This window comes from Rhodomicrobium udaipurense JA643, assembly GCF_000636015.1.
GTDB classification, from domain to species: domain Bacteria; phylum Pseudomonadota; class Alphaproteobacteria; order Rhizobiales; family Rhodomicrobiaceae; genus Rhodomicrobium; species Rhodomicrobium udaipurense.
The window spans coordinates 19,205-33,589 of record NZ_JFZJ01000025.1 but is presented as its reverse complement, the minus strand read 5'-3'; the positions used below and the strand labels follow the sequence as shown (position 1 = coordinate 33,589).

Annotated in this window: 13 protein-coding genes; 6 read left to right on the top strand and 7 right to left on the bottom strand. The window is 61.3% G+C overall.

What is annotated here, in order from left to right; all coding sequences use genetic code 11:
* The 4 genes from casB to T281_RS05995 form a co-directional block, all read right to left on the bottom strand.
* Positions 1-440 (bottom strand): type I-E CRISPR-associated protein Cse2/CasB (gene casB, locus T281_RS06010; RefSeq protein ID WP_202901740.1); only part of this gene is annotated, 440 nt, incomplete at its 3' end.
* Positions 437-2,089, bottom strand: coding sequence for a type I-E CRISPR-associated protein Cse1/CasA (gene casA / locus T281_RS06005; protein WP_052037142.1), 1,653 nt, complete (start codon positions 2,087-2,089; stop codon positions 437-439). The genes casB and casA, both read right to left, overlap by 4 nt.
* Positions 2,090-2,202: 113 nt before the next feature.
* Positions 2,203-2,514, bottom strand: coding sequence for a hypothetical protein (locus T281_RS06000; RefSeq protein ID WP_155955124.1), 312 nt, complete (start codon positions 2,512-2,514; stop codon positions 2,203-2,205).
* Between the two features lie 440 nt (positions 2,515-2,954).
* Complete coding sequence (locus T281_RS05995) at positions 2,955-5,651, bottom strand: CRISPR-associated helicase/endonuclease Cas3 (protein ID WP_052037139.1); 2,697 nt, start codon at positions 5,649-5,651, stop codon at positions 2,955-2,957.
* Positions 5,652-6,101: 450 nt separating this feature from the next.
* Here T281_RS05995 and T281_RS05990 point away from each other — a divergent pair, with 450 nt between their 5' ends.
* Positions 6,102-6,779: a response regulator transcription factor gene (locus tag T281_RS05990; RefSeq protein ID WP_162173123.1), complete on the top strand. Its 678-nt coding sequence runs from the start codon at positions 6,102-6,104 to the stop codon at positions 6,777-6,779.
* A gap of 363 nt (positions 6,780-7,142) precedes the next feature.
* On the opposite strand, the gene T281_RS19065 is transcribed toward T281_RS05990, so the two are convergent.
* Positions 7,143-7,352, bottom strand: coding sequence for a hypothetical protein (locus T281_RS19065; protein WP_162173122.1), 210 nt, complete (start codon positions 7,350-7,352; stop codon positions 7,143-7,145).
* 43 nt (positions 7,353-7,395) lie between these two features.
* Between T281_RS19065 and T281_RS18680 the strand changes: the two genes are divergently transcribed.
* From T281_RS18680 to T281_RS17490, 5 genes are all read left to right on the top strand, one after another.
* Positions 7,396-7,560 carry a hypothetical protein gene (locus T281_RS18680; protein ID WP_155955122.1) on the top strand — a complete coding sequence of 55 codons (165 nt, stop codon included), beginning with the start codon at positions 7,396-7,398 and terminating at the stop codon, positions 7,558-7,560.
* A gap of 86 nt (positions 7,561-7,646) precedes the next feature.
* Positions 7,647-7,835, top strand: coding sequence for a hypothetical protein (locus tag T281_RS18675; RefSeq protein ID WP_155955121.1), 189 nt, complete (start codon positions 7,647-7,649; stop codon positions 7,833-7,835).
* A 387-nt stretch (positions 7,836-8,222) separates the two neighbouring features.
* Positions 8,223-9,026: a SctD/MshK family protein gene (locus T281_RS05980; RefSeq protein ID WP_155955120.1), complete on the top strand. Its 804-nt coding sequence runs from the start codon at positions 8,223-8,225 to the stop codon at positions 9,024-9,026.
* Positions 9,027-9,150: 124 nt separating this feature from the next.
* Complete coding sequence (gene sctV / locus T281_RS05975; RefSeq protein WP_037235709.1) at positions 9,151-11,256, top strand: type III secretion system export apparatus subunit SctV; 2,106 nt, start codon at positions 9,151-9,153, stop codon at positions 11,254-11,256.
* 104 nt (positions 11,257-11,360) lie between these two features.
* Entirely contained in the window at positions 11,361-12,065 is a 705-nt protein-coding gene (locus T281_RS17490) for a tetratricopeptide repeat protein (RefSeq protein WP_199502500.1), read from the top strand.
* Here T281_RS17490 and T281_RS05965 read toward each other — a convergent pair.
* Together T281_RS05965 and T281_RS05960 are read right to left on the bottom strand one after the other, a co-directional pair.
* Complete coding sequence (locus tag T281_RS05965; RefSeq protein ID WP_037235706.1) at positions 12,049-12,672, bottom strand: CpaD family pilus assembly lipoprotein; 624 nt, start codon at positions 12,670-12,672, stop codon at positions 12,049-12,051. The genes T281_RS17490 and T281_RS05965 overlap by 17 nt on opposite strands.
* Before the next feature lie 59 nt (positions 12,673-12,731).
* Complete coding sequence (locus T281_RS05960; RefSeq protein ID WP_052037135.1) at positions 12,732-14,204, bottom strand: type II and III secretion system protein family protein; 1,473 nt, start codon at positions 14,202-14,204, stop codon at positions 12,732-12,734.
* Between the last annotated feature and the right edge of the window lie 181 nt (positions 14,205-14,385).

Genomic DNA, 14,385 nt, shown 5'->3' with positions numbered 1-14,385 from the left:
AGGATTTCGTCGTCGCCGCTCGCGGAGAGAAGCCTACGCAGGCGAAGCTGACTCAGTTGCGCCGTGGCCTCGTCACCCTTCTGCGGGCCGACGGAAGAGGCAATTTTTGTCGTTTCGTTCTCGCGGACATGGGCGAGCACTGCCGCCAGAACCGCTGCGCGACAGAGCCGTTGCTCGTTGCCGCTGCCGACCCGCCGGAAGAGCAACGCCGTTTCGCGCTCGGCCGCCGCCTCAATCCAGGTTGAACAACGCCTGAGCTTGGCGAGCGCCGCGCGGTTGCCGCCGCCGCTAGCGTTGACGGCTTCGCCATTTTTTGCTGGCTGGAGCGATTGCCACCACTTGCGGGCTTCTTCTCCAATCTCGTTCTTTTTCGCTGCGCCGCTTTTAGGTGCGGCTGTACCGATTTGCGCGCCCGCTGTATCCGCCGATGCTTCGCTCATGCCGCTTTCCTCCGCGTACCGTTGGCCTTGTTCTTCTTCTCCGCTTTTTCCGGCGGCGCGAGGCCGAGCGCCTTGCGGATCAAAGCCCCTTCAAGCCCATAGAAGAGCAGACTTCGTGCATTCACGATGTTCTTGAGGTCGGGGCTGTCCGGCGCGTCGATCGGCGCGAGGTCATCGAAAATGGCAAGCGCAGCGTTGCGAATATCCTCGCGCCACGCCTCTTTTGCCTCGACGTAAACCTTTGCGTCGGCGTCGTCGGGGGCTTCCGCCGCGAGATCGCGAAGCGTGTCGTAAAAGGGGTTTTCCGTGTCGGCCCAGAAGCGCGCGCGGGCAGCGGCGAGCGGTGCCTTGCTGCTTTCGGGTTGAGCCTTCTTCTTGTCGGTGTAGAGCGCCGTCTTCAGGGCGGCGAGAAGCAACTGCGAAGCCGCTTCGGCCGCCTGCACCATCGCCGTAGCGCAACCCGCAAGGTGATAGTCGCGATCTTCGTTACCGGTGGAGATCAGCGGCAGCATCGCTTCAGTGAAGTCGAGCGGCTTCATCTTGTCCATGGCGTAGCCCGCTGCGAGAAGGCCGACGCTGTTCGGCTGCGTAACATCCAGGTCGATATCGGCGGCGCGCTTCAGGAAAGCGGCGACGATATCCGCCGGGCGCGACGTTTCGTCGGCGGGCTTGCTCTTGAGCGTCAGCCCGATCCAATCCCGATAAGAGACGCCTGCCGCCTTGAAATGCAACGGTAGCCAGACATCGCCAACTTCCTTGTCCTTCGACTTGTAGTAGGGGCTGAGTGGGTGCCGCCATGTGTGGCTTGGGTAATACGCCCCATAGGGGCGCGTGACGTAGGACATGACGATCACATCGTCCGTATCGCCGGTAACGGCGCAGCGCTCTCCATTTCCCGGCGTGAAGGTTAGCCGGATACGGCGCGGCATGCCGAAAAATGCCTGGGCAAAATGCGTATGCGCGGGAGTCGTGATCTCGTCGTTATGCGACGTGCGGGTCGGCGCAAGCCAAGGGATTACTTTTGCCGCATCCTCGGGGGCGATCTTCAGGCCCTCAGGCACATTAGCCCAAAGGAGTTGCCAGAGAGTCGGTGCCTTGCTCTCGATCCTCGGGATCACCAGTGTAGTGGACGGGCCGCCACCGCGCAGCGAAGTTCGATGCCCCCGTCCCCCTGCCGGTGCACCGGTCTGCAAAGCGATGAGCGCGAGGGCCGTGCCACGCCTCGACAACGCCGAGACCGTCCCTTCCTTGACGAAATGACCTGCTGGCGTTTCCAGGAAGAGCGACGCGATGGGCTCTCGCGCAGCGTCGTTCCGCAATTCCAAATCTTCGAAATCCTGGAAGAAGCGCGGGCCGTCTCCGTCGAGCACGAGCGCGTGGGCGAACGGCTTGATGGCCGCGGCGATCTCGTCGGGCGAGGGCGGCGTCTCAAAGCGGCGCGGCCAGTCGTAATTGTCGGTTGGCCCCATGCTGATAGCCAGCAGCCCAATCAGAAATTCGGTCACGCTGATATCGCAGTCCGCGCGGCCGGTGTCGACGCGCAGCAAATCGGGGTGCCCAATGTCGCGAATGCGGACGAACTTGCGCTCCCCCTCGACCGTGGCGACGGGCAGCCACGGCTCAACGGCGAGCGAATAAGGCTCGGTCATGATGAAACTCTCTTTTGTCAAATGGGCGCAAATATTCAGTCAGTGAGCGCTGAGTCGCGCTCACCGGAAAGCCTCGAATCAGGCTTGTCGACTGGTATATGAGGCGTGCCTCCTCAGATGAGGCAGAGTCGCCTTGCGGCCTCGCTCATTGCACGGAACGACTGCCGGAACTGAACGAGACTAGGATCCGGGAAGTGGACATCGGGCTGAGGCAGAAGACCGAGATCAATCGCAGGAATGTATGCGTATTGCTGGTCTATCAGGGCCGCGAACACATATTCCGGCGCCAGTTCCATGGCGATGCCGATCTGAGCCGGAGTTTCACGACGTTCATGTCGTGCCTTGATTTCCGCGACCTGTTCTTCAGACAAAATGATGTTTTCCGCAAAATTGCGTTGCGGTTCGTCGTCGATGACGGTATTCAAGAGGAACCTCCTTAATGTCTGCGCTTTGCGGCTAATGGCTTTTAGGCGGTCAAGAACCGGGATGGTTGGCCCCATCGCCGGTTTTTTTATGTTCATTTTCCGAACACAGATTGTTTCTATTCGGATCAGTAAAGAAAGTCAAGCGCGCTTTACGTAGCACATGGGACTTCCACTTTATCCCCGCGTGGGCAGGGAACTTATGAGCCGTAGCACATGGGACGGTTCATCCCCGCGTGGGCGAGGACAAGCTGGACGCTAAATCGTTCGTGCGAGCCTGTCAAACGGGCGCTGGCATCTGGTGGGATGTGGCCCGCATGGCGTCGGCAGAATGCCACGAGACAAACGCCCCAAAGGCGGCCGACACCTCAACGCCATCTGCCGCCGGTGCCCTCCTTAAGATCGGGTAACGCTGCATCAACCTTCATCCGCAACGCCGCCGCTCACGCCTCGAACCGCAGCCCCAGTCGATCATCATAAAGAGCCGTCGCCGGGCCATCCTTCCGCAGCACAACTCCCCGCCATGGTTCGCCCTCGCCTCGCTCCAGAAGCAGCAGCGGGATCTCCTGCTCCCACTTGCCCCAGTCCTTCTTCGCGGCGTCGATGGCGCGGGCGAGTTCGCCCTCCGGCTCCGGCACACCCTTCGCAAGCCGTTCCTGCACGCGCACCTCGGACAGCGCCCATGCACGCCGAAGCGCCGCCGCACAGCAGCCTGTCGGCTTGCACCACGGCACGACCGCGCCGCCTGCCAGCCGCGCGAGCCTGAACGTCACCGATGGCCCATCCTCGAGCCGCGTTGAAATCTCCACGTCTGAGGTCCAACCCGCATTATCGCCGCCGTAGCCCTTCTCAAGCGTCAGTAGGTTGATTTCGGCCATAGACTTGCCGGACATCGCCTTCGCCTCAGCTTTCATCGACGCGGCTTCCAGCGCAGGTGGAAATTCTGGCGCGTCGGTCCCGTAAACCTTCGCGATAAGATCGCGCAGCCCCTCTGGCGCGCGGATTTCGCCCGCATCGAACAGCGCGCCAGCCGAACGCCAGACAAAGCCGTGATGATCGTAAACGGCGGCGGCGCGCGGGCTCATGCCGCGATACCAGTCGGCATCCACCGCGCCGTCCGTGTCCGGCGAGAAGATCAGCAATTCGCGCGGCGCGAGGCGTCCTTCGCGGCCGGGATGCCGCCAGAGCCTGCCCGCGCGCTGGATGATGAGATCGACTGGGGCGAGGTCGCTCACCATCGCGTCGACATCGTAATCGAGGGACTGTTCCAGAATCTGCGTGCCAACCAGCACGAAACCGCGACGTTGCTCGGGCGTGCTGTCGCGCCCCAGCATCGTCTGAATCTTCGCCTCGCGGTCGATGCGATCGCCCATCGCGAAGCGCGCATGCAGAAGAAGCGGCTCAAGCCCCGCCTTCTCCAGCGCCTCGCAGGCTTCGATGGCGTCGTCCACCGCATTTCTGATCCACGCGACCGGCGCGCCGTCACGGGCGAAAGCCACCACATGCGCGACGGCCTCATCGAACGTGGCAATGCGGCGGACCGGAACGCTCCGGCACAGCTCCTTGCGGGCGTCGACCGGCATCTCCTCGCATGCGCCGCGCGCGACGGCGGTAATCAGCGGATAGGCGGCGCTCGACAACAATGCGGGCTCACCGCCCGAGCCCTTGCGCCACGCGTTGACGAGCCTGTTGCGCGTATCCTCCGCGAGCGTGGCCGACAGGATGATGGTCGACCCGCCGAGCGCCGCGTGAAACTCGATCAGACGCTCAAGCTCGCGGGAAACGTAAGCGTCATAACTGTGCGCCTCGTCCACGATCAGCACGCGGTCAGCGAGCGCCCAAAGACGAAGCGCCTGATATTTGCGCGGCAATACTGAGAGAAGCGCCTGATCGACCGTGCCGACGCCGACATGCGCGAAGAACGCCTTGCGCCGGTCGTCGGCGATCCAGCTTGCACAGGCGTGCTGCGCCGTCTCATTGTCTTCGCTAGCCGGATGGCTCACGGGCTTTAAGGTATCGGCGTCCAGGATCGAGCCTGTGAACCGGTCGTCGAGATCGCGACGTCCATGCGCGAGCACAAGAGACGGCGCAGCATTCTGCGCGAACAGTCCGCGATAAACACCAGCCATCCGGCCGTACATGGCGTTCGATGTAGCCATGGTCGGCAGCGCGAAGTAAATGCCGCTCGCAGCGTCGGCGGCGAGGAGGCGCTCGGCCAGGATCAGCGCAGCCTCTGTCTTTCCCGCGCCCGTCATATCCTCGACTATGAACAAATTCGGTCCCGCGGCGATCGGGATGGCTGCGGCAGCCTTTTGCAGCGGGCTTAGTTCGGCACGCCCCCTGCCTTTGGGCAGCAGGTTCGAAGGATGGAAAGCCTCGCGCGCAGAAGCGGGCATGAGCCCGGCCTTTTCCACCGCCTCCGCCGCCTGACTGCGCGCATGGAGCCAGTAGTCGGACAGATCGTCGACCGTCTTGCGATACTTAAAGTAGTCCTCATTCGAGCCGATCCAGTCGGCGAGGACCACTAGGCCAGCAAGCGCCCAGGAGAAGGCCGCGATCTGGCTCGCGGAGGGCTCTCCGCGAAGCACGGGGCTGGAGCAGGGGATCAGCGCGAAAGCGCGGTCGATGAAATCGTTGATCGGGGGCGTTATCGTTTCGACGCTCCGCCGCCAGTGGGTCGCATTGGCCGGTCTCTCCATCGGTCGGCCATGATGAGACATGACCGAGGTGAGAAGCAGCCTGATAGCGCTTTTGGGAACGGCGGGCAGTTGCGCTTCAAAACGGGTGGCGAGGCGCAGACGGTCGGCGATCTCGAAACCAAGCAACGTGTGGTGCAGCGGTGCCTCTCCCGTGCCCGTGAAGCGGCGAAGTTCCTCCGCGCAGCGATCAGGAAGCTTCGACTGGAAATCGGGATGAAATTTACCGAGATCGTGCAGCGCGGCGAGCCGCACGATGAGGCCGCGAAGCGCTTGCGGATCAGAGTCGAGAAGCGCCGCGAGCCGTTCGAGGCGTTTCGGGAAACGTTCCAGCAGTACATCGGCAACGGCCGCGACATCAAGCAGATGGCACGGGAGTGCGTGCAACTGAAGCGAGCCGTCAGCGCTGAGTTGGGACTTCGCCCAGAAGGAAAAAATGTCCACCGGATACTTTCCTGAAATATTACTTACAATCAATATAATTAGTTCGGCTTGATCGCACACGCGATCAAGCCGAAATTGGACGTTTGCACTCTTTCCACAAACCTCCGCAAAGCGGTGCGCTGGGACATGGCAACCGGCATGTGCGCGCGGGATCAAGACTGGCGCCCCGAACTCCGATTGCAGCCTCCAACCTCTTGCCGGGCCGCCGTAGGCTGCGTCACCCGCTGAAAGGCGACAGGTTTCAGTCAGGTACACGCGATATGTTGCAGATGGCGACGGTGTTTTCGCGAGGCTTCGGCTACGCAAAACACTATTGCCACCGGAGAATAGCTATTTTTCAAATGCTTGCATGTTCGCATCGCTGTCAAGCTTCTCGCCCATGATCCCCGGATTACATGCAAACTTGCATGAGCTTGTGGCGACGTTCGCAGGGAACCGGCAATGCGGCTTTTGGTACTGGATGCGCCTTCGAGTCAACGCACGCCCTGGATATCGGCCTTGAAAACAGACGGGTTCAATTTCGACCGGTTCAACCATCTTTCGGATGGCAAGGAAGCTGTCGCGCAAATGGCCTACCAAATGATGCTGGTGGATAGCCGGCTGCCGGGGGGCGATGCTGTTGGCTGGCTGCGCGACCAGCGCTCGGTCGGCGTGACGACCCCGTTCGTGCTCGTGACCCCAGCGCATGATCTCGAAAAGCGGATCCGTGCCTTCGAATATGGAGCGGACGACTGCGTCATCGATACCATCGATGCTCGCGAGCTCGTTGCCAAGGTGCGCGCCATTTTGCGGCGCGCCCCCATGCTCAAGCCGGGGATCGTCGATGCAGGCAATCTGCGTTTCGACATCGAGGCTCGCGAAGTGAGTTGCGCAAGCGCGATGCTGGCGCTTCCGCGGAGGGAACTCGATATTCTCGAACACCTCATGGCGAGCTTCAACAGAACGGTGAGGCGCAACTTCCTTGAAACGGCAGCGTACGGGACTTTCGGAGAGGTTTGCCCCAACACGATCGAGGTGCGTATGAGCCGCCTGCGCCGCGCGCTTCAGCAGGCCGGGGCCGATGTCGAGATACGCACCATCCGCGGCGTCGGCTACCGTCTTCAGCCGATTTCCAGCGAACAGCCGTGACGATGATGCGGAGGACAGCCATGATAGCTGTCGGACAAATGTTCATTCAAGCCGCACCGTGCGGCACTCAGGCAGACCGCTCTTGAAGGATTATGTGCCGTGAGACCGATCTTTAACATAGGCTCCACCGCGGTTACTCAACCCCCAGCCGCTCATCGGGAAGATATTTCAAGCGTCGAGGCGGCCGCTTTCGAAGCCGCACTGTCGAACGCGAAAACGCAGGCGGATTCGGACACGTTCCGGCCGGATCGCGCGGCGCTCGAACGCGCGGACGATGCATGGGTGAATATGGTCGCTCTTTCAGAGCAGCTTCAGAAACCGGGGCTCTCCCAGGAACAGCAGGACGCGGTTTTTGAGATGCTCTCAGAAAATCTTCGGGTTTTCCGAGAGGAAAGCAAGCCTCTTCTCGAAAAAGTGGACCGTTTCATTGCCGCCGCCGAAGCGCGCAACGCCGATAGCACAGTCAAAGCATAACGACGACCCCGCTATGGTGTGGCCATTTTTTTGCGTCAGCAGCTCTTTTTGCAAATTGATGCGCGACAGCTGAGATCGACAGGTTTTCGTCAGTTTCATCCGATAAAACGTCCTCACCACCAACGAAACAACGAGGGTGACAATGGAAGTTCTGGGCGCTCTGTCCGCCGTTTCAGCGGTCAGCAATCTTCTTGGCGGTTCGAACCAGGTCGAACAAGGCATTGAGAAGATGATCCAGTCGTTCAGCCAGATGCTGATGCAGCAGGCTCAACAGATGCAGCAGCAGGCTGAAAAGGCAGGCAAATAACAAGCAGCTACGCCCCGCAAGGCAATACTGAACCCGTGAGACGAGGTTGCGGCCTCAGTTCGATTATCAGCGAATAGGAGAGAGCCATGTCCGGTGGTATGGATTCCATCAATACCAATTTCACGCAGCCGACCCTGCAAGGCGACACGACTCAGGACGCGTTGGAATTCCAGAAGGCGATGTTCGAATATGCCACGAAGGTGTCGGCCGCGACGACCGCGATCAACACCCTCGGCAACGCGATGAAGGAAGCTGCTTCCAAGGTTCCGCAATAAGCTGCGGGCTAAGCGAAAGCTGGATAAGGGAAGGCCGCGCGAGACGCGGCCTTTTCCTTTTTTGCCGTAAATCAGGCAATTGAGGCACTGCATCGTCGCGTTTTTGTAAAATAAGTTTCGCATTTGTAACGTAGTGTTGCTTACCCGCAATGGGCGGCAGGCGCGGAGTCTGGGCGGCTTTCAAGGCCGTTCTTTTGAACGAGAGGCACAAATGGGCTTTACGGGCATTGGTGGCGGGGCGCTGGAGCGTTTCTGGTTCAAACGAAGTCGCGGAAGCGCCTTATCTCATTGTTTTATATTGCGTCGACAAGTCTTGCGGAGCGCCCGCCCATGACCGCCGCCGTTTTTCGCGTCCTTTCCGGACGGCATGCCGGCGCCTCGGGAGCCATGCCTTCCACCGAAATCTCCGTCGGAAGCGCAATCGGCTCCGACCTTGTGCTCACGGATGACTCGGTCGCTCCGGTCGAGGTGCGTCTTGTCGCCGGCCGCTTTTTCATCGAGGTGGAGGCCGTCGGGCCGAACGTGACGATCGGCGGACGGGCGGTGGGCGTCGGTCAGAGGACAAAGGCCGTTTATCCGGCGCGTTTGTCGTTCGGCGGCGTCGAAATCGAATGCGTCGGCGATGGGCGACCTTTCGGTCTCGGCATGCCGGCGATCATGAGCATCGGCGTCGGCATACTGATCGCGGCCTCGGCAATACAGATCTGGCTCGGTGCGGCGCGGCCCGCGCTTGACGGTTCTCAGGGCAAGCATGCCTCCGCCGTTCAGGTCGCATATGCGCGGCCGGATTCGTCGGCGGTGCAGGAAGCCACGGTTGCGCTGCACCAGCACCTTCAGTCGGCCGGCTTTCACGGTGTCGACGTTGTGGCGGGCGATGGCGCTGTCGTGGCGCGAGGCATCGTCCGGCAAAATGCGCTGGATGCATGGCGCGCTACACAACTCTGGTTCGACAGCACCTACGGCCAGCGGGTGACGCTCCAATCCGAAGTGACGATTGCTGCTCCGAAAGCGCAAGTTGCTCCCATCGGAGTTCAGGCGGTCTGGGCGGGCAGCAGGCCCTATCTCATCGACGATCACGGCGACAAATATTTCGAGGGCGCGTTCCTCAAGGATGGCTGGATCGTGGAAAAGATCGAGGACCGACGCGTCACTCTGCGCAGGAACCATGACGTCATAACTCTCGAACTCTGATTTTCGGCCTGGTGGTCCGATTCCGACATTTGCATCAGTTTGTTGACCATCGCGGGCAAATGTCAAATTCGCTCCACTAGCCGTCAGGCCGCCCTTTCCGTCCCCTCTTTCCGGCAGGTGTTCCATGCGTTCATCGGCGACCTATCTGGCAAGGCTCCTCAATGCGGCCAGCACACGACCGGATCTGGTCGTGGTCGTCTTCATCGTGACGGCGCTCGCGGCGATGATCCTCCCGATCACGCCGCTGATGGCGGACGTGCTGATCGCGACGAACATCTCGTTTTCGGTGCTGCTCCTGATGGTGGCGTTCTACGTGCGATCGCCAGTCGAGTTCTCGGCATTGCCCGCCGTGATCCTTATCTCGACCGTGTTTCGACTGTCGATCTCCATCGCTTCCACGCGCCTCGTCCTCATCAATGCGGACGCAGGCCAGATCATCGAAACCTTCGGCGAGTTTGTGATTTCCGGTAACGTGCTGGTCGGCCTCGTCGTCTTTCTCATCATCACTATCGTGCAGTTCGTCGTTATCACAAAGGGGTCCGAGCGCGTAGCCGAAGTCGCCGCTCGCTTCAGCCTCGACGGCCTGCCCGGCAAGCAGATGAGCATCGACAGCGATCTCAGGAACGGCGACATCGACCAGGCCGAGGCGCGCCGTCGCCGCCAACTTCTGGAACGCGAAAGCCAGCTTTACGGCGCGATGGACGGCGCGATGAAGTTCGTCAAGGGCGACGCCATCGCGGGCATCATCATCATCGTCATCAACCTCATCGGCGGCATAGCCGTCGGCATGATGCAGCGGGGATTGAGCTTCAACGACTCCGCGCATGTATTCTCGCTGCTCAGCGTCGGCGAAGGGCTCATTGCGCAGATCCCGGCGCTGTTCGTGTCGCTGACGGCGGGAATCATCGTCACGCGTGTGACGGGCGGCGCGAGCCGCAATCTCGGCACCGACATTGTCTCGCAGATCGGCGCTCAGCCCGAGGCGCTTCGCATCGCGGCGCTTGTGCTGCTCGCCCTCGCCATGGTGCCGGGATTTCCCACATTCGTGTTCCTCGCGCTGGCCGCGATTGTCGGAGGGCTCGGGATTGCCATGGGGCGGCGGCAAAAACGGCGCGAGGAGGAAGCCACGTTGCCGGTCGCGCGTCTCATGACGGCGGAGATTTCGGCCCAGTCTCCGGTGCCCGCCGGGCCGCAGATCGTCGTTACCCTGAGCCCCTACCTGTTCGAGAACCTGAAACACGACGGCGTCGACCAGAGGCTGCGCCAGATCGCGCACCGCGTCACGCAGGGGTTAGGCATTTCCACGCCCGGCATCGCGTTCCATATCGACGAGACGCTGCCTGCCTCGCGCTACGTCATCGAATTGGAGATGGTGCCGGAGATCGTTCGCGACGTGGATCAGGGTTGCGTTTTCCTCGTGCGCAAAGTTGAGCAGCAGCTTGCGAAGCTCGACATCCCCCATGACACGCTTCAGGCGGGAACGCGGAACGAGATCGTGGCCGTCGACCAGAGCTTCCGCACGGCGCTGGATGGCGCGTCGCTCCGCTATCTCACGCTCGCGCAACTCATCGAAAACGATCTTCTGCTCGTCCTGCGTCAGAACGCGGCGCATTTCCTCGGCATCCAGGAAACGCGGCGGCTTATCGCGTCGATGGAAGGCGACTACAAGGATCTCGTGCGTGAAGTGCAGAAGGTCGTGCCGATCCAGCGAATGGCCGATGTGCTGAAGCGGCTTCTGGAGGAACGCGTCTCGATCCGCAACCTTCGCCTCATCTTCGAGGCGCTGCTCGAATGGGCGCCGCGCGAACAGGATAACTACGCGTTGACGACACATGTCCGCGCGGTCCTGAAGCGGCAGATCAGTTTTCAGGCTGGCGGGACCGACAAGGTCGTGCCAGCGCTGCTCGTGCCACGCGAGAGCGAGGACATGCTGAGGCGCGCAGCCCAGCAGGCGCTTGCCCGCAATCAGCAAAACATCGACCCGGACCTCGGCAACGCTTTCGTGGAGATGGTGCGCAGTCGTTCCGCCGGACTCGATGAACTGATCGCGGAGCGCGCGGTGGTTCTCGTCTCGGCCGATCTGCGGCGTCTGGTATGGGGGCTTCTGTCGAAAACGGACCTGCGCTTCCCCGTAATTTCCTATCAGGAAATCTCGCCGGAGTTCTCGATCCGCACACTTGCCGTGATCGACCTTGCTCCACGCGTAGAGGCAGCAGCGGCGGCTGAATGATGGCGGACAGCGCTCATCGAGGGTGTGTTCGCACCATTCTGGCGTCGACGTGGATGGCGCTCTTCTGTGCAACGGCTCTCGGCGGATGCGTCGGTTCCGAAGCCATGCGTTTCGACACGACGGCTGTCCGGAACGACGAAGCCGCCGGCCCGGACACGGCCCCTCTCCTCAGGCTCGCCGACGAAATGAAAGCGGCGGGAGATTCGGAAGCCGCATCCCGCATTTACGAACGTGTGCTCCAGGACCAGCCGCATATGAACGGCGTCCGGACGTCTCTCGGCCAGACGATGCTCGATCGAGACGACGCTTCGGGCGCGCTAAAGCATTTCAGGGCGGGGATCGAGCAAAACCCCGACATCATCGATAACTACATCTGGGCGGGAAAGGCCTATCTGGCGCTTCATCAGCCGCGCCCCGCTCGCGCGATGTTCGAAGATGCGCTGGAAAAGGATTCCCGCAGCGTCGACGCGCTGAATGGCCTCGGCGTCTCCCTCGATTCGCTTCGCCGCCACCAAGAGGCGCAGAAGGCGTATGTCAGAGCGCTTGCCGTCGATACGAAAAACGGCGCCGTCCGAAACAACTACGGGCTGTCGCTCGCGCTCGGCGGCGATTTCGACCGCGCCATCGCCGAACTGACGCCGCTTGCGAGCGATGAAGGGCTTGTCGGCCTCAAGGCGCGACAGAACCTTGCGCTCGCTTACGGGATGAAGGGCGACCTCGTCTCCGCAGCGCGCTACGGCAAGGCGGACTACGACGACGAGGCCGTAAGAAACGATCTGCGCGTCTACGGTTCTATTGAGCGGCGTTAGTTTTCTGCTGGGTCTGGCCCTGACCGTTCTCCGGTTTCCAGTCGCGGTAGTGGCTGACGATGGCGGCTGCACGGTCGCCGTCCGAAAGCCGGGAGCCCCGCCCGCGTGCCAGGTCCGTCTTGTTCGCGACCTGCGCTTCAATGCTCGAACGCGTCGCGCATCCCGTCGCGTGATCGAAGCGGTTGTCTTCGTATTCGAGGCCGAACAGCGTATCGAACTGGCGTGGAGCATGTGCGCAAACGGCGGCAAGACTGCGAAGCCGAATCTCGGTCGGGCGCGACGTGCGGGCCAGCCTCAGCGCAATGTTGCGCCGGTCGACGCCGAGCGTTTCCAGAAGCCCGACGATACCGCCCCGATCAAAGGGAGCGGACGGAGCAACGATCTCTGCCCCGACAAGTTCCGGCGCGCCTCTCCCCGCTTCCTGCACGGCATGGGCGAGATCGGCCCGGAAAAAACTCCAATCATTGCCGACATAGGTTTCGATGCGGCGGTCGCCCTGAACCGACACCTTCAGCGCATAGACGATTGGTTCCGCCGCGACAGCAAGCGAGGCGCAAGAGAAGAATGCCGCAACCAGAAGCGCCGTGGAGGATGCAGTCCTTTTCATCTCATGCTCCTTGTATGGGCGAGGCCCTGAAGTACTAGCTGCAACTGTCCGGTTCCGGGTCACTTGTAGATAAAGCCCGGATCGCCACGCAGCTTTACCGGCGGTTTCGATCCGGCCGGCGTCCTGCTGTTCGCGAGCCGCCCTTCAAGAATTCGGTCGACATCGCCGGAGGGCTCAACGCTGTCGGTCGGAAGCCGGAAGGCATTAGGTGAACTGGCGGGCCTGACAAGATAGGGCGTCACGATGATGATGAGTTCCGACTCGTTTTTCTGGAAGCTCGACGAGCGGAACAGCGTGCCGAGGATCGGGATGTCGCCCAGGCCGGGAAGCTTGTCGACGTCCGTGCTGAAGCGGTTCTGGATGAGGCCCGCGAGAACGAGGCTCTCGCCGCTGCCGAGTTGCACCGTTGTTTCCGCCCGCCGCGTAGTGATGGCGGGGATCTGGATATTGTTCATCACCACCGCGCCGTTAGCCGATATGTCGCTGACCTCGGGCTTCACGTTGAGGCTGATGATGCGGTCGGATATGACGACGGGCGTGAAGTCGAGGCTGACGCCATATTTGCGGTAATCGACGGAAATGTTGTTGGTGGCCGACTGAGCCACCGGCACCGGAAACTCGCCGCCCGCGAGGAAGCTCGCCTTTTCGCCGGAAACGGCGGTCAGCGTCGGTTCGGCGAGGATCGAGGCGAGCCCCTGCGTCGCGAGCGCGTCGACGAGCGTCGTGATGTTCGCGCCCTTCGCGATCGAACCGCCAGCAGCCGCGCTCTGAAGGGAACTGTTCACGGCGGTCGACAGTGAGCCACTCGCGAGACCGAACGTGAATGCCCCCGATTTTCCGACCGCGGCCCAGTTTACGCCGAGTTGCTTGATGACGCTGCGGGAAATTTCCGCAATGCGCACGCGGATGGAAACCTGCATCGAGCCGGAGACGCGCAGGCTTGAAATGACCGTGTTGCCTTCGCCCGCCAGCTTGTTGGCGATGGTCTTGACACGTTCCGCCACTTCGGCCGTTGGCACTACACCGCCGATGACGAGACCCTGCGGCGTATCGACGAACTGTATCTTGAGCTCGTCAATTTGAGACCGAAGCAGTCGATTGAGGTCCGCGAGATTGTGCGTCACGATGATGGTGAACGTTTCGGCCTGCGTTCCATCCTGACGAAGCGCATAGAACGTCGTCCGGCCGGGCTTCTTGCCATAGATGAAGACGCGATCCGGCGATGGGAGCTGAATATCGGCGATGGATGGATCCGCGATGAACATCGTTCCGGCTCCGCCCTGCAACTGAATGAGTTTTCCGCTCGATGTGGAAAGCCTCAGTTCCCGGTCGAAGTCCCGCCGCTGGATCTCGATCTGTCCGTTCTGCGCGCGGCTTGACTGTACCCCGATACAGACGCAGAGCGCACACCATAGCACCGCGCGCCAGACATTACGGCGCCTGCCGCGAGCGATGACGGCCCGTGCTTTTGGTTTTTCCGAAGCCGCAGCCAGCCATGTCTGGATGACGCGCATGAGACCCACCCCGTTCATGCGTTGATCTTACGATCACTGAAAACTGAGAAACCATACGGGGCGTTGTGTGACAGTTTTGCGAAAATACGCCGCAAGCCGAGGGAGATGAACCGATATACATGCCAAAGATGATCGGCCACCACACTTTAACAATCTAGGGTTGTTGGTGCGACGGAATACTTAAAACCTTTACGAGAAT

Coding starts and splice junctions, on each gene's coding strand:
- casA (WP_052037142.1), bottom strand. CDS start 2,089: ATGACCGAGCCTTATTCGCTCGCCGTTGAGCCGTGGCTGCCCGTCGCC.
- T281_RS19065 (WP_162173122.1), bottom strand. CDS start 7,352: ATGAAACTGACGAAAACCTGTCGATCTCAGCTGTCGCGCATCAATTTG.
- T281_RS18680 (WP_155955122.1), top strand. CDS start 7,396: ATGGAAGTTCTGGGCGCTCTGTCCGCCGTTTCAGCGGTCAGCAATCTT.
- T281_RS18675 (WP_155955121.1), top strand. CDS start 7,647: ATGTCCGGTGGTATGGATTCCATCAATACCAATTTCACGCAGCCGACC.
- T281_RS05980 (WP_155955120.1), top strand. CDS start 8,223: ATGCCTTCCACCGAAATCTCCGTCGGAAGCGCAATCGGCTCCGACCTT.
- sctV (WP_037235709.1), top strand. CDS start 9,151: ATGCGTTCATCGGCGACCTATCTGGCAAGGCTCCTCAATGCGGCCAGC.
- T281_RS17490 (WP_199502500.1), top strand. CDS start 11,361: ATGCGTTTCGACACGACGGCTGTCCGGAACGACGAAGCCGCCGGCCCG.
- T281_RS05965 (WP_037235706.1), bottom strand. CDS start 12,672: ATGAAAAGGACTGCATCCTCCACGGCGCTTCTGGTTGCGGCATTCTTC.
- T281_RS05960 (WP_052037135.1), bottom strand. CDS start 14,204: ATGAACGGGGTGGGTCTCATGCGCGTCATCCAGACATGGCTGGCTGCG.